We start from the raw sequence: 20,588 nt of genomic DNA on the forward strand, positions 1-20,588 counted from the left end.
CTGGTCGCCCTGGCCCACAAACTCGATCGCGACCAACGCGATGCCGCACTCGACACGGTCGACCGCCTGCACCTGCTCTCCCAACGGACCTCGCTCGTACGGGCGCTCGCGCCATTCCTCGACGACGACCAGATCGAGATCGCCGCCACCCTGCCCGCCCTCGCCGAAGCGGACCCGACCAACCTCCTGGAAACGATCACCGCACTGGCCGCCTCGGCGATCGACGGTGCACTGCACGCGAGACTCACAGCAATAGCAACGAACATCGCCAAGACGATCAACAACAGATACCACCGCGGCTACATGATGGTCGATCCGGTGGCCCGCGTCTGCCGCACCGAACCAGCCCGCCAGCACGCCCTCCACGCCGCCGTCCGACTCTTTCCGGAGCTCGACCACACCGAGCGCACCATCATCCGCAGCAAAGCGGCCGCACTGTTGCGCGCCCGCTGATAAGAGGCCACGGGCCGCTCTACGGATACAACCAGCCAAAACAAAGGGGTACCGTTCGAGTGAAAGACTCGGGCGGCACCCCGTTGTCGCTATCCCAGCGATATAGTTGTAGTTAGAATGGGGGAATAGGTTCGTGTCGAGCTCCGGACACCATTTACGGTGGAAATTCACGACTTATGTGGATTTCCACCTTTTTGGTTTTCCGGGTCGCCGTCGATGGCAGGGTGCCGATCGATCAGTCTGACCTTGCTGCTTTTCGCAGTTTTGCTCCCAACGGGGCGGACGATGAAAGTCGTGCAACATGCCCTGCGCGATGTCAGCCGAGGGGCAGACGCCGAACAACTGATCGGCGCCTTGATTCCGCCCGCCACACGGCGGCGACCGACGCCGGGTTCCCCAGTGCCCTTGCCTCCGGTGCCGGTTCAGCGACTGCCAGTGGATGCGAGTCCGGAGTCGTTACGGCTCGGCATGGCCCGGCCCGACGCCTCGGGCCGACTTTCGCTGCGATACCTGCTGCGCACTCTAGGCTGGTCGCCCGGCGATCGGGTCGACCACACCGTCATCGACCAGGCGATCGTCGTCACCCGTTCCCCCACCGGCCGAGCCGTCATCGGCACCCGCGGTGACCTGATGATTCCCGCCACCGCCCGTGCCCTCGCCGGCCTCGATCCCGACGGTCAAGTCGTGCTCGTCGCCGCGCCGACACAAGACACCCTTGTCATCCACGCCGAACACAGCATTGCCGAACTGATCGCCGCGCACTACGTCGAGCCGGACACCGTGGACGATGACTGACCCCGCGCTCACCATGCTCGCCCAGTTCGGCATTGCGGTCGTCGCGACACCGGATGACGGCCTGACCGTGCGGCAATTCCTGCCACAGGTGGTCGCCGCGTCCACCCCGTCCAGCAGACGAACCTACGGCACCTACTGGACCCGTATGGTCGAACTCTGGGGCGATCGGCGCGTCGACAGCATCCGCGCAACCGACGTCGAAGCCCTACAGCAGCAATGCGCCGCCCATGCCCGCCCACGGAGACGCAACTATCGCGGCGGGCGCCACGCCGGCGAGAACGCCAACTCTGCCGCCCGCGCCTACTTCCGCCGAGCCGAAGCCGACGGCATCATCCCCGTCGGCTCCAGCCCCGCCCAACAAGTCCCCAAGCTGCGGCGGCTTCCCAACTCCCGCCGCGCCCTGCTGCCCTGGGAACTGCAAGCGATCATCGAGGTCGCCCGGACTACCGGCAACGACGTCATCCTGCTCCGTCTGCACACCGAGACCGCGTGCCGCCGCGGCGGGGCACTCGCCCTGTGCCTAGAAGACCTGGACACCGGCACCGGTCTCGTCCGGCTGCGGGAGAAGAACGAGACGATGCGATGGCAGCCGATCACCCTCACCCTGGCCAGCCGCCTCGCCGACCACGCCCGACTCCGCGGTGCCGTCCTTCCCGAAGACCAACTGCTGCGCTACCGCAACTGCCAGCCGATCACCAGCCGCCGCTACGACCACCTCTGGACACGCATCGGTGAGCACCTGCCCTGGGTCGCGGCGCAAGGCATCTCCACCCACTGGCTGCGGCACACCACGCTGACCTGGGTCGAACGCAACTTCAGCTATGGCATCGCCCGCGCCTACGCCGGCCATACCGACCACACCGGCCCTGCGACCACCACCTACATCAAGGCCGACATCCATGCCGTCGCCGCAGCCCTGAGCACACTGACCGGCGAACCGCACCCGCTTGCCCTCGGCCTCGACGAACTCGGCTTCCTCGCCTAATTCAGGACCTCAATGCGAGTGTGGGTCAATCTGCCCGCAAGCGCCCGATCCACCTCGAACATGCCAAAAAACACCATGTGGGGCAATACGGGTCCCGTGGTTAGCTTCCCGAAGTCGTTGATCGCCCAGTCGCCGAAGTTCTTCGTCCGGCTCGCGCAGACCTGTATCGACCTGTGCGATGCCCTCGCCCGAGGCACGGTTCCCATCCCGCACCCCATCACCGAAATGCTCATGATTGACGAAGCAGCCCGCTCATACCCAGACGGCCACATCGGAAGGTAACGGACTCGAAGTCGAGTCTACGAGAAAGGAGCACAGACACCTTCCTGAGGCACACTGCGACTTCGAGCTAGACGCGTTGTGGATGTTCAGTTCACCGGCTCCGACTGGGCCGGTATCGCCGAGGCAGACGAAATCTACCCACCGAATTCGATGGACCGCATCTTCGACCTGCTCCCGGAAGCAGCCCAGTCCCCACGGGACGAGAAGGGCTGAGAATCCGGCCGGCGCTGACTTTCCTTCTCGGCCTGTCATTGACCGAGCAAGAAGTCAGCCACCGGCCGCGCCCAGCTAGCGATCTTTGGTCTCCAGGCGGCATTTCAGCGGACGTCGGCGTGCCACCGGCTGGTAGTGACGAGGTGCCGATATCCGACCCATTCCTGGGCTACGCGACGTCCCTGTATGAGCAGCCGAACGGCCGCGTCCTGGTGCTCCTCGGGAAGCCATCCGGCGATCAGCCGTGCTCGGTCCTCGTCCACAGGCGGGTCGCCGGCCTGCCAGCTCCGGCCCGTCGCGAAGAGCTCCGCGTAGAGATGTACCGCGGGGAGCACCTGGGGCAGGCCAGCGGCGCGAGCTGCCCGCTGGGCGGTACTCGGGATCCGCAGCCCGGAGAGGTCCAGATCGCCGAAGTAGCGGATGCGGCGGATCTCATGATGGTCCACGATTGACCGGACTGATGCCGTGAAGCTCGCGCCCAGGCCCCAGGCGACGTGCCCGACGTTGTGGGTTTCTGGCAGGGCTTTCACAAGCGACCACCAGGTTGCACTGTTCTCGACCACAAGCAGCAAGTCGCCACTTCCGACGCAGGTCCAATGATTTGCCGCCACCTCCTCGAGCACGCGCCTGCTCAACAACGGGGGTGGTGTCGCGACGGCATTCAGCAGATGCAGAAGTCGTTCCCGGTCGCTGAAGAGCGGCCCTTCACGCACACCGTCCAGCGCCTTCTCCGGGGACGGAAAGCTCTCCTCGTCGCCGGAGGCGCTGAAGATCTCCAATGCGCGTTCCCGGAGCGGAACCGGGGTGGTGTCGGGATTACTCAACAGCCAAATGTTGATCGCCCGGTAGCGGGCCCGCTGTCTGTCCGTGGCAGTGGGCCACGCGTCCTCGATGTCGCTCAAAAGCGGGTGCCAGCGCGGCATCTGCGGCACGACTTTCGGTGATCGTGCCGCGAAGGGCACCATCCTGATTCGCACGGGTAGCGGAATCCGCTCGGCGTCGGTAGTGCGGGCCGGCACAATCAACGCCCGGGCCGTCAGTACGGAGAGGCTGTCCCGGAGCATCTCGGTAGTGGTGCTGTCGCTACTCCTTCGCTGGTAGACCGCGTGGAAACAGCGGCGAACCTCATCAATCGGTACGCCCTTGTGGGTGGTGCCGGGCCATCGTCTCGACTCTGCCCATTGCCTGAGCTCGCGGTAGAGCGCGTCCGCTAGCCGTTCATTACGCGTCGCCACGACGCCGCTCCGGTATGACGACTCTGGTGGGGGTGACGACGCCGGTGCCGCTGGGCGCCGCGAGCGTATTCAGGTACGGCGCAATCCGCTCGTCCACCGAAAGGTATTTGCGGCCGGCCCGGAGGTCCGCGTCGTTTCGCAGCCGTACGATCAGCGGGAAGCCGCCCAGGGCCTCCTCCTCGAAGAGGCCGGTGGTGTAGACGAGTTGGACGCCGAGGGCGGCCGCCACTCCGCGTTGCAGGTCGAGCAGATAGGTAGCGGAGGCCCGGCCGATGGGATTGTCCAGGAACAGCACGCCTGAGTGGTGACGACGGGTTTTGCCCAGGTCGTTCGCGCGTAATGCGGCGAGCGTGCAGTAGAGAATGATCGCGGCCGTGAGATGTTGCCCGCCGGAGAACACGTCCCGCACGTCGGAGATGCGGACCCGCTCGGCACGCAGCACCGCGTCCGGTTTGAGCATCGTCACTGTAAATCCCTTGGGCACTGCGGCTCGGACCGCCCGTAGCACCACGCCGAGACCGTCGCGCTTCTCGGTCGCGATGTAGCGCTCGACGGCGTCGTCGAGTACCACACCCAGTTGGTGGGCGAGCAGTTCGCCCCCGACCGGGGTGCCGCCGATGCGCAGGAACTCGAGTCCGGTCCAGTCGCCCAGTCCCTCAGGCAGCTGCGACAGCCGCTGCGCTGCACGTAGCTTGCGCAGGGCCCCGTCCACGATGGCGGTCAGCCGGTCAAGGATGATCGCGCGGTGCCGGTCGACCTGTGCCAGATCATCCGAGAGTGACCGCATGCGCGGCCGCAGTTGCCGGGCCCATTCCGCGGCGTGTCCGGAAAGCTCCGCGATAGGCACCTCACCGATCAGCGTGCGGAAAGGAATGGCGAGGCGCGTGAACCGCGCCTCCGCGGCCAGCTGGTGCAAGCTTTCTGCCAGAGCGTCAAGGACGCGCCTGGCTTCCACGGCCGCCGTCTGCTTCTTGAGGGCGGCGCGCCGGCTCTCGCGGTACTGGTGGCTAGCCGCGGTGGCATCTCCCGAGAATGACTCGACTCCGACCGCCTCTGCCGGGAACTGGTCGCCCTGTCCGGCATGGTGCATGTCGACGATGGTCCGGAACGAGTCGACGGTGGCTCTGGCCCGTTCCGCTTCCTTGCGGGCCCCGACGAGCTGGCCCAGCCGCTCCTCATGGTTCGCGGTGGCGTCTGCGGCCTGCACGGCGGCTTCGGCAGTCAGTCGCATCCCGTGCGCGACGTCGCGCGGCTGGGCCGACCGGCTCATCACGACGATCGGTTCCGGGAGTTGCCGCAGCCGCTCGTCGAGTCTGGTGGCCTCCTCCGTGGCTCGGGCGTGTTCGCCCGCCGCGGCTCGCAGAGCGTTGTCGGCGTGGCTGATCGCTGCCGCACGCGAGGCGGCATCCGCCCCGTTTGTGGAAGCCAGCAGCGCTTTGGCGGTGTCGCGGACTCCGGCAGGGTAGTTCTCCCAGCTCTGGAGTAGCTCGTGCACCCGGCTCTCAACCTGTGCCAGCTCCTTGAGCTGGTCGTCGCCGACTTCCGCCTTCTCGTAGACGCGCTCCGCCTCGCGGAGGACCGCTCGCAGCACGGCAACCGGTTCTGCCGGCATCGGCTCCCGGGGGTCGGCCGTGGGTCCGGCCGGAAGACTATTGATCTCCTCACGGATTCTCGTTGCCACCGCTCGCTGGTCGTCGACTCGCCGCTGCCGGTTCTCGATGTCGCCACGTAGCTGGGCCAGGATGTCGGCGAGTCGGGCCGCCCGTTGCCGCCCGGCTGTGGCGTGAAGCCTGGCCTGGGCGGCGTCGCGTCTCCAGCCTCCGGCCTCACGTCCTCGACCGGCCAGTGCGGTGAGTGCACGGGAACGCTCTTTGAGCAGGTCGAGCTCGCGGCGCATGCCAGTCAGCGCACTCTTCACGCTTTCGCGTGCCGCGACGGCCTCGCCGAGGGTCCGGTCATGGTCGTCCACGCCGGTGGCCGCCTGCCGCACGGCTGCCTCCGCGGTGGCCACGGCCTCGGCGAGGCCGGCAAGAGCGCCGGGCGGGTACATGCGGCGCCACTCCTGCAGCCTGGCGGTGAGCGTCCGGTCGGCGCTGTAAAGGGCGTCCAGTTCGGACAGCTGTGCCGTGCGGACCGCATGCCTTTCGACGATCCGTGTGAACTCCGCGTGCGCGGCCGTGCGGTCGTACAGTCCTGCGCTGGGTGGGGCCACAAACCCGGCCGCCGCCGGGACGGCGAGGTCGATCTGCGCGTCCACCACGACATCGAACGAATGCGAGGAGGCTACGAAGACGGTGCCGGTCGGGTGACAGCCGTGCGCGTCGATGATTTCCCGAGCCCGGGACAGTTGCTCAGGCCTGTTGACCAGCACACCGCCGGCCAGGTGCGGGAGACGCCGGACGAGTTCCGCACGGATCGCCTCGTCGGATCGGTCAGCGAGGTAGTCCCATCCCGTGCCGCAGGCGATCCCTTCCGATTCCAGCAGGTCACGGATGCGGATGACCTCCTGATGGGGTGGCAGGAGGGCCTCCCGATCGGCGTCCCAGACTAGCAGGGCGGGTTCGTCGGCGGCGTTCTCGACCCGCAGCTCGGAGCGCTGAGCGTCGGTGTCCGCCTGGGAATATGCGAGCTGGTCGAGCAGAGTGTCGGCGTCATAATCCAACAGGACGTCGGCGGTATCCAGCAGCTCCACCAGGCGGGGCTCCCGAGCAAGGGCAGCGGCGGCGTCTTCTGCCCGTTGGAGGTCGGCCTGCGCGCTGGTGTAGTGGCTCTCGGCGGTGATCCGGGCCTCGCGTGCCTGTGCCAGCGCCGCCTGGGCCTGGTCCGCCTCAGCTTGTCGTGCCTCCAGGAGCAGTTCCGTCTCGACGACCGCTGCCGTGTCAGCCCTGACGTTGTTGGCGAGTGCCGCTGCGTCCTCGGTGAGGGTGGCCGGTGAGGTGATCAGGCTGGCCCGGACCGCCTCCGCGATCTCAGCGTCCACTGCGGCAATGCTCTCGTCCAGCCGCGCCGCCAGGGCATCTGCATCGGCGGTCTCTCGGACTGCTGCCTGCCACGAGCCGTCGGTTGCCGCGGCCGTGTCTCGTACCCCATCGAGCTCGCTCTTCTCCCGCGCGGCCTCTGTGTCGGCGTGATCCGCGGTGACCTGAAGGGCGCGAGCTAGGTCGCGGGAGCGCGCGTCGCGGGCGGACAATGCCACGCGGGCAGCGTCCTGCCGTTGCCCCACTACCTCCCGCAGCGTAGCGGCCAGCCCGGTGGCCTTCTGCAGATCTAGGAGTGCTGGTGTCGCCGCCCAGCTACGGACGACGTGCTCGGCGTCGCCTCTAGCCTCGGCTGCGGCCTGCTCGGCAGTCCGTGCCGCATCACGCCGGAGTCGCGCGGTGTGATGCTCCAGCGCGGCGTGGACGTCGGCGGCACGGCGGCGAGCGCTTTCAGCCTCCGCCACCGCCGCGGCCACGTCTGCGATGTGCTGCTCCCGATGCTCGAGCAACCCGTTCTCCTGATCGACCCGGGCGATCAGTCGCATGACCAACCCGTCGAGGCCGGACGCTGCTCTGGTGGCTTCCTCGTCGGCCTGCTCGGCGATCACGCGGTGGTGGTCGAGAGGCTCCAGCTGGGCGATGGTGTCCGCAACGAACGTGCGCTCCAACTCCAGGTCGGCGCGGGTGGCCAGCTTGCTCGCATGGCCGGCGATCGAGTCGGCGAGATCCGACAGCTCACCGGGTGGAAGCACGGACTTGAGTAGGAAGTCGACAAAGGCGTCGTCGGTAGTGAACGTGAAGGCGTCAGCCGCCTCGCCCTCTCCGGCGTTCATAGCGCGCTGGTATCGGAACAACTCCGAGTCCAGTCCGAGTTTGACGAGCCAGGCCGACCACTTCCCGTGTTTGTCGGCCCACTCAAGCTCGATGGCCGGATCGTCGTCGGCGAGGTCGTCGAGTCGGGATCGGAACTCGGTGGCGACGAGATTGTGGCCACCGTCGGCGAACGGGAGCGTCGCGATGTTCACCACGTCATTGGGGCGCAGGCTGTACCACAGGTCGACGAGGTTCTCCGCGCCGGACTGAGGGCTGCGGCCACGCCAGTCGGACACCTTGCCGGTGAGCAGCAGGCGGCCGGTCCGGGTGTGCATCCATTCCAGTACGACATGGGCGACGTCATGCCGACCCACGAAGTTCTCCAGCACCTTCGTATTGGAGGTACCGACCACGTGACGTCGCCCGGGCAGCATGACCGAGAAGATCAACTTAATCAGCACCGACTTCCCGCCGCCGTTTTCCAGGAAGAGAATCGAGGCCGGCGACGGTCGCCGAAGCTCCGGAAGACCAAACGGCAACTGCTGATCCGGTACGAGGCTGCCCGCACCCGACAGGTCGATGGTGACGTCCTCGTAGCGTGCGCCGGGAGGTCCAACGGAGTACAGCCGTACCTTGGAGAGTTCGTACATCGCTTCCTCGGTTCAGATCTGGGGGCCGGTGGCGATGTCCAGGCCACTGCCGGTCGGCGGAGGCACCACACCCAACTCCAGCAACTCGCGGAACGCGGCCTGCGAGGCGAGCAGGCGAACGTGGATCTGGTAACGGCTGGTGGTACGGAAGACTTCGTCGTCCTCCTCGCCCACTGCTTGCAGGAGCCCGCGATCGGCGAGCCACCGTAGCGCCCGGCTGACCATGCCGCGGGTGCTGTCGCTGTTGCGCCGGCTGTCCTTCGTGGCCGCGACTTCCGGGCGCCGCTGGTAGGCACGCCATGCACGCTCCAACTCCGGTTCCTCGGCCGAAGGGTCGGCGTTCAGAGAGTCCCGGTGAGCCCGTTCGTCCAGAAGCCGACATGTCTCCCGGACCACGAGGTCCACCGACTCGACCGAGACCCGGCCGACGTATTGATCGTTCGCTAGGTCGTCGGGCCGAGGAAAGCTCAGGGCCGCGACGGCGAGATGCGCGATGCCATGAAGCACCTTCTCGGTATCGCGTCTCTCCCGGAGCTTGGCCTGACGCGCGTAGTCGTCCATCTTGATCTCGAACGCGGAGCCGGACTGTGCCGCCAGCACGATGCCGCTGCGCCGGGTGACATCAAGCACGGCCAGCCCCAAACCCTCCGCGATCGCGTCCACGGATGCCGCGAACACCTCGTCCTGCTGGTAGCGCAGCACAAGGTCGCGGTAGACGACGTCACGGTCAGGCACCTGCCTGCCACGTAGTCCCATACCGACCAACCGGGCCGCCTGCTCGGCATCACTTACATCGGGCCGGTTCACGCGGACTCCTTCAAAGACGCTCCGGGCTCGTCGGCAGCGGCGGTCAGCACCTCGGCGGTGGTCAGAAGCAGATCGTCACCGGACACGCCGGCAACCTCCGGATCTATCGGCCGGCCGACCGGGACGGCGAGCAGCACCCGGTGCTGCTCGCGAGACGCTGCCGCGCCGATTCCCGGGCTGCAGGCGTGTGCGGCGCGTAGCGCGACCAGCACCGGTAGGTCGTCGTCGAAGTCCGCGGCTTCCCTCAGCAGCGAGCCGAGATCGCGGACCTCTTTGCCGAGGTCGAGCAGGGCGGCTGCTCTGCGCCGGTGCTCGTCGGTGAACCTGCGGTCATCAGGTATCGAGTCCACCTCGGGGACGACCACCGGACCAGCCGTCGGGTCACGGTCCGCCGTCGGACGCAGCAGCATCGACACCAGCGCCGGCAGAGCCGCGACGTCTGGCCGGTGCACGCCCGAGGCGAACCGAAAGAACGTCTCTAAGGGACCTACCGCCTCTGATACGGCCATCTCGAGTAGTGGCTTGAGTAGTTGCCCGTGCAGGTCGAGTGCCGCTCGTTGCGGCGGGCCGGAGAACTGCTGACGGTCCTGCTCCGCACGGAACACGCCACGCGCGGACTGAAGACGGCTCTGGAGCTGGGTGTGCCGTCTGATGCAGTCCGTGACGATATCGACGAGCTCCGCCGCCCGGCGTTTGTGACCGGGATCGTCCGACCCGTCACGCGCCTCGGTGATGTTGCGCAGGATCGCGTGCTCGACTTTGAACCGCCCCTCGATGTGAGCGAGTGCGCGGTCGAGCATCTCTGGCAGGTCGTGCTCCCAATCCACCACCCGCATGTTGCGGCGGGTGGCGTCGAGCTTCTGGCGGAGCATCTCGCCGTACTGCACCGTACGGTAACGGGCCTGCTCCGCGGCGATCCTGGCGTCCTCCAGCTGACCTCGGTTGATCAGGTTGTCGAGTTTCACTTCGGCCGCCACCTGCGCGGACTCGACATCAGTGTCGAGCGCGCCGACGAGCACGTTGATTGCCTCATCGGTCGCGCGCAGGTAGATCTCGCCTCGGGTGCCGGGCACCTCGCGGATCAGCTTGAAGTCGAAGGTGTGACGCTGGTAAGCGCCGTCGGCGTCGATCTCCCCGTAGACGTGCCGGAACACCCGATCGACCGTGCCGGCGTAGATCAGCTTCTCGAGGACCCAGCGAGCCACGCGCCGGTGCTCGCTGGACGCCCGGTCCGGGGCCTGTGAAGCCACGAACGGGGTGACGCGGTCCTCGACGACCTCATGGACCACTCCGGTGTCGAAGTCCATCGCGATGGTGACCTGGTCGATGATGTGCATCGCGATCTCGGCCATCTGATAGACCGAGGCGTCGAGACGCTCAAGTTTGGCCTTGTGGTGGTCCAACTCGTGGAGGGGGAGAGTGCACGCGAGGGCTTTGAGCCGGCGGGTCAGCCCGAGGTCCGCACTGGCGGTCGGACCGATGCCCCGCCCGGGAGCCGCCCGCTGCTCCGTCTCGAGTGCGACCGGGGCTGTTGCCAGGGCAGCAGGTGTGTGGTCCGGGAGTGACGATGCGCCCGCCCGCTCGGGGAACGGAATGCTCAGCGCCGTCCGGCATCGGGCCACCAGGTCAGCGGCCTCACAGAACCCCTCCGCCTCGGCACGCAGGCACCAGTCCAGGGCCTCGGCATACCGTCCGGTACGGACGAGCAGCCCGGCTAGCAACAGCAGCGAGTCGCCGACCCCCTCCCGAGCGGCAACCCTGAACTGTCGCAGCGCCTCGTTGATTCGTCCGTCGCGTTCGGCCTTGCGCCCACTCTCCAACGCCTGTTCCGCTTGGTCGAACAGGTCGATCTCGACGCGTGGCGGACGATGGGGGTGCCGGGTCTCCACCAGTCTCATCCAGCGCCGAACGCTGAGCTCGTCGTCGATCATCGTGAGTCGTCTTTCCGCAGAACCCCGAGCCGCGCACGGGCTCGGGCGAGGTTGGTGCGGACGGTGGACACCTTCATGTTCAATGTCGCCGCGATCGCCGCGTCTTCCATGTCCGACTTCCAAGACAGCACCATGATTCGTCGCTGCAGGGGCGGAAGCCGCGAGATGGCCTCCTCGAAGTCGAGGGTCGCCGCTACCTGGTCGGAAGGGTCCGGAACGGCCTTTCGTCCACTGTCCAGCGGCACCGTGGGAAGTCGCTGGTCGGCTCGGCGCATCCGATGCAGATTGTTCTCGGTCACCCGAAAGACCCAACTCACCGGATCCTCCATGACCGAGACCCGCGGCCAGACCGTGTATGCCTTGACCAGTGCCTCCTGGACCGCATCCTCGCCCTGCTGGGGAACGTCAGCGATCCAGCGACCGTACTCGAAGATCCGGTTGCCGTTCCTGCGGACGAAGTCCTCGTAGCAGAGTCGCGGCGCGAGCCTGTCCGGGACCGGATCATCCGCCGGGTCCTCGATCGTTGTCGGCACCATCGTCCCCTTCCGCGAACCGCTGTCAGAGGAAGAAGTGCTGTGGCGACCCGATCCGCTACACGGGATGACGTCTTCCGCCCCTGATTCACCCGATCGGACTCGGGTGTCCGTCGCGGTGATCACCTTCCCTGGTGATCGAACGGGCAAGACGCACACCATGTCCGGCTCGAAGGTCCGGATATCCATCACCTCGCTGTGTTGCAGGGGCGAGGGGTGCGGTCACCGCGGATCGCGGCATGGAGAGCGCGAGTCGCTAAGGAGTGTTAAGAACGCCCGGACCAGATTCAGGTGCCGTCGACGCTCACAGACGGGCAGCATGAACGCCGTGGTGCGGCCCAGCGGGATAGGGGCGGATCGCTGTTCTCTGCCGAGCCCACCCGGATTGCCTAGGACGGTGGGGAATTGGTTCAGCGAGGAACGCTGAACAGCGTCGGCTGCGCGTTCAGGTGCAGGGGCGTCTCATCCGACGGGCACACGGCCACGTTCGGTAGAGCATCGTTGATGCCCCACTTTGGTGGAAAGAAGAGCGCGATGGGAGTGGGGTTGCGGATGAAGCGAGCTTTGATGCGACTTCGGGCGCTGGCGAGCTCAGGTACCGCTTCGCGGCAGTACTTGTCGGTCTCGCAGAACAGGCCCTGGCAGTCGATGGCGTGCAGTGGCCGCCGGTACAGGCCGTTGAAAGGTAGGCCGAGGCGGTCCATTTCGTCGGCCTGGCGGTCGAGCATCCACATGATCACGTCGGTCGGTTTGTAATCGCCGAGGTCTTCGAAGCATTTGCGGATGCCGCGCAGGGCGCCGGGGCCAGCCTGGGTGAAGTCGTTCTCGCTGAAGTTGACCAGCGGCGAGTAGTTGAGGTCGATCGCTGTCTGGTAAGACATGAAGTCGCCCATGAGCGGGTAGCCATGCAGCAGGTCGTAGACGTGGCGCAGGCTGGCCGCGTCGAGGATCCGGTCGGCCAGGTCGTCGGCGAGGAACATGTGCCGCCACAGCTCGACGTGGTTGAGGTGCTTGCGGCCTTGGCCGTACGCGTCGGTCGCGCAGAGGATGAACGCTCCGGTGTACAGCCCGCGGTTGACCGTCGCGGCGTGACCGAGCGCCGCGGTGAATCTGCCGTCGGCGAGGTCATCGAGGGTCGGGTAACGGCCGAGGTGTCGCCTGACGGTCCGCCAGGTCTCGATCTTGCTGAAGGTTCGGAACGCGACGATCTGGAAGATTCGGTCTTGCGGTGTGCAGTCCTCGTCGTGGTAGCAGACATCGCGGATCATGTATTGGCTGACCCGATCCGCGGCGCGATACACGTTGCAGAACTTATAGGCACTCAGGATCGGGTCGCTGGTCCAAGGGGCAGGTTTGCCGGCGACGCGCTGTTCGAACATTGCCTGGCGCTGGCTGGCGTAGTACCAGTACAGCTCGTAGACGCCCGCTCGGGGCGTGGGCGCTCGCCGGGTCATCACGCCAACCTAACGGTCTTGGCAAGCCCCCCAGTTACCGTTGTCGGTAGAAAACGCCTGTTCCGTGCAGGTGGAAGTAGCGCGGGTCCTCCAGAAGGGGTATGCCTGCCATCCGCTCGCCGAGCGTGTAGCGGAATCGATCAACGCCGGTGAAGTGATCGAACACGATCGCGCCGCCGACGATGGTGCGTTCCTGAACCACCTCGATCGCGGCCCGCGCCGGCGTGTAATTGTCGGTGTCGACGAACGCGCAGACGACATCTTCGTTGTCGAGGCGATGCGCGGTAGCGGCGATATCGCCGGCGACGATCTCGACGTCGCGACCGGTGAGATAGCGGCGTACTGCATCGAGGTCGGTAAACACGCAGTCCGGATGGTCGTACATGTCGAGTGGGCTGCGTCGGGGCGGGAAACCATTGAAGGTGTCGAAGCCGATGACCGGCCAGTCAGTGCCGAGCTGTTCGATGGTGCGCGACAGGAACATGGTGGTGCCGCCCTTGAACATGCCGAACTCGGCGACGACGCCGTGCAAGCCGAGTCGGGCGGCGTTGGTGAGGCATTGATGCAGGTGCGGCAGGGTGTTCGGATAGCCGTTGGCAAGTGACGGCACCAGCAGCTCGGCGAGTTGCTGGTGATAGTCCGGGTTCCGGTAGGCGAGGTGGCCGTAGCCGGCGACGATGATTTTGGGTGTGCCGTTGATGTACGGCAGTGCGGCGCGCAGCAAGCTTTCTTTGTCCTGGTCGTCGGCGACAACCACTACATCAAGCTGGTCGCGAGACAGCTGCTGTAGCGGCCGCACCGGGATGCGTAGCACCGGAGTCCGCGGCTCGTCGGTATAGATCCCGTGAAGGCAGCCATCGAATCCGATGGTGGTGAGCCGGGCGAGAAGCCTGAGGGTGGTTGGGGTGGCGCCGAGAATCGCTACGGAGGTGGCACCCTCGAGCAGTGCGGCTTCGAGGTCCTCGGCGAGTTTGACGAAGTCGTTGTCGTGCATGGCTCTCCAGGGGGCCGTGTGTTGATGTCGCAGGCAGGGGCGGTTTGATCGAGGGAGTTCTTCTGTGTCTCCGGACAGGTCGGACACGGGTTCACCGGACCGGTGGTACTGCCGGCTTCTGGTAGGTGAGAGTGCGAGCGTCGAGATCGGCGACGAGGGTGCCGCCGCTGTGCCTGGTCAGCTGGCGCATCGCGGCAAAGCCCTGCCAGATGGCTCGCCGCCACAGCCATCCAGGCACGATGTGGACCTCAAGACCGACCGTTGCCGCTCGGGCTATGGCGACCGCGTCGCGGGGAACCGCCTCGTACGTACCAAACTCGTTGTGGTCGGTGGCGAGCCGGGCGAGGACCGCAGCCAGGCCTTCCTCGGCGAAGACGGCGCGGGCGCCGTCTTCGCATTCGTCGACAGCCGGGTCGGACTTGCGTTTGCGTCGCAGCAGGGCGCGTAGGTTCGGTGACCAGTTCAGGACGGCCAGGAAGCCGAGATGGATCGCGTCGTGGAACCGGTACCCGTCCGGCTGGTGGGCGTTGTCGGTCAGTGGATCGCCAAGCGGTTGCTCCGATTGGTCTCCGGCGGGTTCCAGGAGAGCGTTCGGGCGCAAAGTTGTGGTTACGACGTGCTGGCCGCGGTCGTTCTCGTGCTGGCGCAGGGCCACGGTCAGCTGTCTCGGGAACCGTTCTGGTTCGGGATATCCGGCGTCGAACGCCGCGAGCGCCGACCAGCGGACGTCATCTGTGTCGGGACCGTGGAAGTCATCGAGGGCTGCCAGGCCTGCGGCGGCGACGTCGCTGAGGTTCAATCCCACCGAGGCCGCCAGCGCGGCAGTCGCACCCAAGAGATGCCCAAGCCGATCCTGCAGCAACAGACGCAGGGGCCGGCCAGCGAGCGTCCCGTCGTGCCCACGGCTGACAGCTGCTGCGACGTCACCGGCCGCCGCAGTCAGCCGGCAAGCCGTCAGCGGACCTGTTGTAGCAGCGCACGCCTGCGCGTGAGCGTGAATCACATGGTTCTGAAACTGGAGGAGATCCACCGCGTCTTCCCTCTTCTGGGCGTACCGCCGCTGATCACTTTCAGCGACGGATCGGGTTGATGTCTCCATCAACGCCCAGCCCGATAAGGACGGGAAGAGCTTTGTCTATCAGAGAGAACCGATTCTCAGGCATCGACAACACCTGCTCGACCACCACACACTGTCGGTAACCGCGGCTGCCGAAATGTGGAGGCCCGCATGGACGTCAACAGCTCGCTCTGGACATCAGCACCGATCCGCGCCGCAATGTCTGTCGATGACGTCGGCACGGTTATCCGCTGCGCTCGCCGCGCCGCCGACTTGAGCCAGACCCAACTCGGCGACCTCTGCGGGTATTCGGTGTCGACCATCTCCCGCATCGAGCGCGGGCAGCCACCCAGTCACGACATTCACGTACGTCGCCGAATCGCTCAAGCGCTCGACATCCCGGCGCAGTGCCTCGGCCTGGCCCCCGAAGCAGGTCACCCGTCTACACCACCCACCCGCGTGGATAGCTCCCAAACAGGGCACTGTGGCGTTAGGGTCGTTGCGACCGCAGATGGGAGGAGTGATCCGGTGCGACGACGCGATGTCCTGTCCGGCCTGACCGCGACCGCAGCAGCCACCGTGTGGCCGTGGCCCGTCCAGCGCGACGCCGCCAAGGTCAGCCTGACGGACCTCCTCAACGCCGAATCGGTAGCGGCGCCCGCACTCGCACCCCAGTCCCTCACTGACATGCTCGCCGCCGCCCGGCGTGCCTTCAACACGAGCCACTACGACGACCTCACCAGCCAGCTGGCAGTCTTGATCGCCGGCGCCGCGTCGACTCGGCAAGACGGCCGGGACCAAGACCGTGACGCTGCCGCCGTGGTCCTCGCCGCCGGCTACCGGCTGGCATCGGAGTTGTGCGTCAAGCGCAACGACGACGCACTGGCGTGGGTACTCGCCGACCGGGCACTGAACGCGGCGCGCGCTACTGGCAGCCCCGGACCTGTGGCTCACGCGAGCCGGTCAGTCGCGATCGCGATGCGCCGCGCCGGGCACCACGGCGACGCCATCTCGCTTCTGTCAGCCAGCGCAGCGCAGATCCAGCCCGGCTCACACCCGAGCGACGCCGGCCTGGCCACCTACGGTTCCATGCTGTGCACCGCCGCGTACGCCGGTGCCCAAGCGGGACGGCGGGCCGAGGCCGAAACGCTCCTCGGTGAGGCAGCCGAGGCTGCCGGGCGGATCAGCGCCCCGGTCATCGCCGGCGAAATCGCCTTCAGCCCCACGCATGTCGTCGTGTACCGGATCGGCGTTTTCACAGCGCTGGGTGACAGTGCCACTGCTCTCGATCATGCCAGCACCGTGGACGTGCAGCTTTTGGAGACTCCCGAGCGGTACGCGCGGTACTGCATCGACACGGCCAGGGCGTGGGAGCAACACGGCCGCCACGACCGTGCCACGCAGGCTCTGCACGCTGCCGAGAGCCAGGCGCCGGAGGAACTGCGGCGTCCGTCGTCCCACGAGATCATCACCCGCATGTTGTATGCGCCAACGGTCACGCCGAGCGGCTTACGTAGCCTGGCGGTTCGGGTCGGTGCCGTGCGGTAAGCGTCTTGGCCCGCACGTGCCGTCGCGCGGTCGATCTCAGGCTCTCGGAGTCCGCTGCCTTCCGCGATGCCGGACCGCCGGAAGCACGTCGTCCGGTGGTGCGGCACGCACCAAGTCTCCCGCCTTGAGCTGGCTCAAGTAGCGGCGGGCGATCTTCGCCACGACTGTCCTGTTGAGGTTCGCGTCCGCGACGAGAGCAGACAGCATCTGCGCCCTGCTGATCAGGATTCCCTCGTTCGCAGCGAGACGCACAAGCAGGTCGAGGTGGGCATCGACCTCATCGGGCCACTGCACCGACGTGGTACGGCGGTCCGAGTCTTTCAGAAGGTCCACGCTCGGCCTCTCTATCTCCCAATGACTATCTAATATATATTAGATACATGACGGCGGTAGCAATTAACCAGGTCGAACGCGGTTCTGAATCTGGCGCCACCTTGATCGGCGGGCGCCGGTTGACGCCGACCCCGGTGTTCGACACTTACTGGCGGTTCGCTGTGGCTCGTCAACAGGTCTACTTCGCCCGCCTGCACGACGAGCCTCGCCCATGGACGCGCGACCCGATCCTTGAGCAGTACCGGTTCACCAACTGCTACCGGGCGGCCGACCGGGTAAGTCAGCACCTGATCCGAGACGTCATCTATCAGGGCGATCAGGATTGGGACGAAGTCTTCTTCCGTGCGGTGCTATTCAAGCTCTTCAACCGGTCCTCAACCTGGCATCTGCTGTGCTCGACCATCGGCACCCCAACGTGGGATGGGTACCGGTTCAACGACTTGGACACGGTCTTGAGCAACACCATGGCAGCCGGCGACCGGCTGTATTCAGCCGCGTACGTGATTCCGCCGCCGCAGCTGGGTGAAGGCCGCAAGCACCGCAACCATCTGCGTCTGCTCGAGACGATGATGGCAGCGTCGGCACCGGCCCGGATCGCCGACGCAGGCAGCCTCCGCGAGGTCTTCGCCATCCTGAAGGCGTTTCCGACTTTTGGAAACTTCTTGGCGTATCAGTTCGCGATCGACCTGAACTACGCGAGCGCGCTCAGCTTCGACGAGATGGAGTTCGTCGTGCCCGGTCCCGGCGCCCGTGACGGCATCCGCAAATGCTTCGGCGCCGCTGCGGACGGGATCGAGGCCGACGTCATCCGTTACGTCACCGATACGCAGGAGGAGCATTTCGCGAGGCTCGACCTGTCGTTTCCCACGTTGGGGGGCCGTCGCCTGCAGTTGATCGACTGCCAGAACTTGTTCTGCGAAGTCGACAAGTATGCGCGGCTCGCTCACCCGGACGTGGCCGGAATCAGCGGGCGCACCCAGATCAAGCAACACTTCCGCCGCGACTTCGCGCCGCTGACCGCGTGGTTTCCGCCCAAGTGGGGGATCAACAACCGGTTCACGGGCGGGCCGCCAAGTGCGGCATGATCACACCTTCATCCGACCATCCGCAGGAGAGCCCGATGTCTTCAAGCCCGCAGGCCAGTACCAACACCGCGCACGTCGATGCGGTGACCGTTCTGGCCACCGCGCTGGACCGCCTCGGCGCCCGGATCCATCGTGACCTTCACGTCGACAGCAGCCACATCGACTTGAGCGACCCGCGGTTGGCTGCCACCCTGACCGGATTCTCCGCCTACGCCGACGAATGTCTTGCGGCGCTGGACAACCCGGCCGTCACGAGTGCTCTGGCCGCCCGGACCTCCGGGCACTCATAGCCCGGCCGCGCATCACTGCCAAGCTGCGCCGTCGGGGAACCGGGCCAACATGGTCCGCACCGGGATGATCGGGGATTCCAAGTGGGCCAGACCGGCCACGACGGTCAAGTGCCCTACTTGCAGATCTGTCTGCCGGGCAACGTGGGCGAGCAACCTGCCCAGTCCCAGGTAGTTACCGTAGCCACGCTGGACGAGATACTGGCTACGGTAGGTAGCCAGTAGGTGTACCTGCCCGTCGGGGTCGGTCTGGAATGAGCAATGGCTCAGGCACGGGAATGCCATCGGACTGTTGTCGCGACCTGGCACATAGATGGGCACGCTGGTCGCGTCGTCGGGGACGGACACAGTAGCCTCGTATCGAGCCCGCTTAGGGACACCTCCCTTGCGTTCGATGAGGATCCGGTCGATCACCGCGCCGATCTGGTCGAACGGCTCCTTCCGAGTCGGGTACTGGATCAACCTACCGAAGTAGGTTCCTCGATCGTTCTTCGAGAAGCGTTTCCGTAGTAGCGGATACATCCGCACGTACCGCTCTACCAACTGCGCGTGGTCTCGGCTGGTGCGGGCAATGGCCTCGGGGAAGATCGTGTTGGCGACCGTGTCCACACACTGCAGGTCCTGGTCAGCCAGCAATTTGTCCATGGAGTCTCGGACCGCGGCTGTCTCTGCCACCGGGTGGTTGATCCGGACGACGGTGTGGATGGCCTTCCGCTTGGGCTCTTCGTGCAGCCGCCGCGCCGCAGCCAGCCAAGCCGCTGAGACGTCAGCTGCTTCTACACTGATCAAGCTCATCGTCGGACTCCGCTCGCCGGGCCAACCAGCACCTGCATACTCGGCGCGGCGATAAGGCCACGATGATCGTCGGGCGTAGGCATCAGCGTCACCGACCATGCCTGCCGACGATCAAAAGAAGTCACCGTCAGTTGCGACTCAGTGTCGATGACGCCGGTGACGTCGAACTCAGCGCCCTCTCCCGGCGCAACAGCATAGGGAGCGGCCAGCATGTGCACGGCGTCGGGACCGATGAACTCCGGGTCGGAACCCAGCCACGGCGCCCGGACGATGAGCCGGTCACCCTGTTCGACCGGGAGGCGGCTGCCCTCCGTCAGAGCAGTCAGGTCCCAGACCCGCGGCGGGGTCTGAACCCGCTGACCGCTCAGACGCGTCCGTAGCCGGCCCGGCTGCACTTTCGCCCAGCCGTCGGCGACCTGTGGCTGCACCATCCGCAGGTGCTTTAGATGGCGCAGCGCCCCCAGGTACGAGGCTCCCAGATGCAGCGACAACTGATAGACGTCGGCCGCCTCGCGGGGAATGTCCAGACCCAGCCGAGTCAGCGTTGCCTTCACCAGGCGGATCGGCATCAGGAACCAGGCGGCGAACGCCTCCGCTTGCTTCTCCTGTTCTGGCCATTTGTCCCTGGGCATCCCGAGGAACGAGTCCGGCTCGTCGGCGAGGCATCGCTCATGTCCGAACTCGGCGTGACCGATCTCATGCGCGGCGGTGTGCCGGAGGGTCGCCTCCCCCATGGCCGCGTTGAGGAAGATTCCCCCGTGGCGGCCAGAACCGGCAGGGAGGTAAACGCCGAACAGGTTCGGCATGTTTTGTCCCATGACCGCCAGTCCGCAACGGCGCAGGGCAGCAAATACGTCGATGTAGCTGTCCTCGGAGACGCCGAGGCGACGCCGCAGGTTGGCGGCGGCGATGCTGGCCGTCCGGTGGGCCATCAGCCAATTCACGAAGCGGCTCCCCGGCGCTCGGGAACGGGAAGATCATCGTCACCAGCCTCGGTGCTGGCCTGGTAGGACATCTCGAGGAACTGGGCGAACTTCATCACCTGGTTCAGGTCCTCCATCTTGAGGTTGTTCAGCCGCCGCGGGAGCCCGGCGAGGGCATGCTCGGCGGGGATCGCATCCACGTCCTCGTCCAGGAAGTAGCCGACCGGGTAGCGGTAGAGCCGGGCCAGCTTCTTCAGCTCCAGGCTGTCAACCCGTCGGGCGCCACGTTCGATCTCGCTGATCGCGGATCGCGGAATGCCCGTGCGCTCGGAAACCCACAGCTGGGAGTAGTTGAGATATTCGCGAGTGGTCTTCAGCCGCTCGCTGAGAAGGGTCGCGTCACTGAGACGGCCAGCCTCAGATCCGGAGGTCGTCAT

At 66.3% G+C, this 20,588-nt stretch carries 17 protein-coding genes and 1 pseudogene; 6 read left to right on the forward strand and 12 right to left on the reverse strand.

The annotated features are described in order from the left end of the window. The 3 genes and pseudogenes from CHC09_RS46910 to CHC09_RS39910 form a co-directional block, all read left to right on the forward strand. Positions 1-453, forward strand: a pseudogene (locus CHC09_RS46910) (hypothetical protein); the annotation flags it as partial. A gap of 285 nt (positions 454-738) precedes the next feature. After that, positions 739-1,248 (forward strand): hypothetical protein, encoded by a 510-nt coding sequence (locus tag CHC09_RS45820; protein ID WP_143232835.1) that lies wholly within the window; start codon positions 739-741, stop codon positions 1,246-1,248. Then, on the forward strand, positions 1,241-2,233 hold the full coding sequence (locus CHC09_RS39910; protein ID WP_239138749.1) for a tyrosine-type recombinase/integrase: 993 nt from the start codon (positions 1,241-1,243) through the stop codon (positions 2,231-2,233). Before CHC09_RS45820 ends, CHC09_RS39910 begins: the two co-directional genes overlap by 8 nt. 599 nt (positions 2,234-2,832) lie before the next feature. Here the strand turns inward: CHC09_RS39910 and CHC09_RS39920 are convergent. The 8 genes from CHC09_RS39920 to CHC09_RS39955 form a co-directional block, all read right to left on the reverse strand. Next, complete coding sequence (locus tag CHC09_RS39920) at positions 2,833-3,963, reverse strand: Wadjet anti-phage system protein JetD domain-containing protein (protein WP_203833355.1); 1,131 nt, start codon at positions 3,961-3,963, stop codon at positions 2,833-2,835. Beyond that, a complete protein-coding gene (locus tag CHC09_RS39925; protein WP_089298476.1) occupies positions 3,950-8,404 on the reverse strand; it encodes a hypothetical protein in 4,455 nt (1,484 codons plus the stop codon). Before CHC09_RS39925 ends, CHC09_RS39920 begins: the two co-directional genes overlap by 14 nt. 12 nt (positions 8,405-8,416) lie before the next feature. After that, positions 8,417-9,211, reverse strand: coding sequence for a hypothetical protein (locus tag CHC09_RS39930; RefSeq protein ID WP_218827186.1), 795 nt, complete (start codon positions 9,209-9,211; stop codon positions 8,417-8,419). Next, entirely contained in the window at positions 9,208-11,142 is a 1,935-nt protein-coding gene (locus CHC09_RS39935) for a hypothetical protein (protein WP_203833356.1), read from the reverse strand. The genes CHC09_RS39930 and CHC09_RS39935 overlap by 4 nt, the downstream gene beginning before the upstream one ends. After that, entirely contained in the window at positions 11,139-11,864 is a 726-nt protein-coding gene (locus CHC09_RS39940; protein ID WP_089298478.1) for an RNA polymerase sigma factor, read from the reverse strand. Before CHC09_RS39940 ends, CHC09_RS39935 begins: the two co-directional genes overlap by 4 nt. 221 nt (positions 11,865-12,085) lie before the next feature. After that, positions 12,086-13,129, reverse strand: a complete 1,044-nt coding sequence (locus tag CHC09_RS39945) for a nucleotide kinase domain-containing protein (protein WP_179277478.1) — start codon at positions 13,127-13,129, stop codon at positions 12,086-12,088. A 34-nt stretch (positions 13,130-13,163) separates the two neighbouring features. After that, positions 13,164-14,123 (reverse strand): TylF/MycF/NovP-related O-methyltransferase, encoded by a 960-nt coding sequence (locus CHC09_RS39950; RefSeq protein WP_089298479.1) that lies wholly within the window; start codon positions 14,121-14,123, stop codon positions 13,164-13,166. A gap of 91 nt (positions 14,124-14,214) precedes the next feature. Further along, on the reverse strand, positions 14,215-15,153 hold the full coding sequence (locus CHC09_RS39955; RefSeq protein ID WP_143232836.1) for a pyrophosphatase: 939 nt from the start codon (positions 15,151-15,153) through the stop codon (positions 14,215-14,217). Between the two features lie 198 nt (positions 15,154-15,351). Here CHC09_RS39955 and CHC09_RS39960 point away from each other — a divergent pair, with 198 nt between their 5' ends. After that, the gene (locus tag CHC09_RS39960; protein ID WP_089298481.1) at positions 15,352-16,728 is read left to right on the forward strand and encodes a helix-turn-helix domain-containing protein; all 1,377 of its coding nucleotides are present in this window, start codon (positions 15,352-15,354) and stop codon (positions 16,726-16,728) included. A 36-nt stretch (positions 16,729-16,764) separates the two neighbouring features. On the opposite strand, the gene CHC09_RS39965 is transcribed toward CHC09_RS39960, so the two are convergent. Next, on the reverse strand, positions 16,765-17,061 hold the full coding sequence (locus tag CHC09_RS39965) for a hypothetical protein (RefSeq protein WP_089298482.1): 297 nt from the start codon (positions 17,059-17,061) through the stop codon (positions 16,765-16,767). 47 nt (positions 17,062-17,108) lie between these two features. Here CHC09_RS39965 and CHC09_RS39970 point away from each other — a divergent pair, with 47 nt between their 5' ends. Both CHC09_RS39970 and CHC09_RS39975 read left to right on the forward strand, forming a co-directional pair. Then, on the forward strand, positions 17,109-18,146 hold the full coding sequence (locus tag CHC09_RS39970; protein ID WP_239138750.1) for a nucleotide kinase domain-containing protein: 1,038 nt from the start codon (positions 17,109-17,111) through the stop codon (positions 18,144-18,146). 35 nt (positions 18,147-18,181) lie between these two features. After that, positions 18,182-18,436 (forward strand): hypothetical protein, encoded by a 255-nt coding sequence (locus CHC09_RS39975; protein WP_089298483.1) that lies wholly within the window; start codon positions 18,182-18,184, stop codon positions 18,434-18,436. Between the two features lie 12 nt (positions 18,437-18,448). Here the strand turns inward: CHC09_RS39975 and CHC09_RS39980 are convergent, their stop codons facing one another. The 3 genes from CHC09_RS39980 to CHC09_RS39990 are packed head-to-tail and all read right to left on the reverse strand — an operon-like array spanning position 18,449 to position 20,588. Beyond that, positions 18,449-19,228, reverse strand: a complete 780-nt coding sequence (locus CHC09_RS39980) for a thymidylate synthase family protein (RefSeq protein ID WP_089298484.1) — start codon at positions 19,226-19,228, stop codon at positions 18,449-18,451. Continuing rightward, positions 19,225-20,172, reverse strand: a complete 948-nt coding sequence (locus tag CHC09_RS39985; RefSeq protein ID WP_089298485.1) for an ImmA/IrrE family metallo-endopeptidase — start codon at positions 20,170-20,172, stop codon at positions 19,225-19,227. The genes CHC09_RS39980 and CHC09_RS39985 overlap by 4 nt, the downstream gene beginning before the upstream one ends. After that, on the reverse strand, positions 20,169-20,588 hold the full coding sequence (locus CHC09_RS39990) for a helix-turn-helix domain-containing protein (protein WP_089298486.1): 420 nt from the start codon (positions 20,586-20,588) through the stop codon (positions 20,169-20,171). Before CHC09_RS39990 ends, CHC09_RS39985 begins: the two co-directional genes overlap by 4 nt.

The sequence above is a fragment of the Actinoplanes regularis genome, assembly GCF_900188005.1.
Classification (GTDB): domain Bacteria; phylum Actinomycetota; class Actinomycetes; order Mycobacteriales; family Micromonosporaceae; genus Actinoplanes; species Actinoplanes regularis.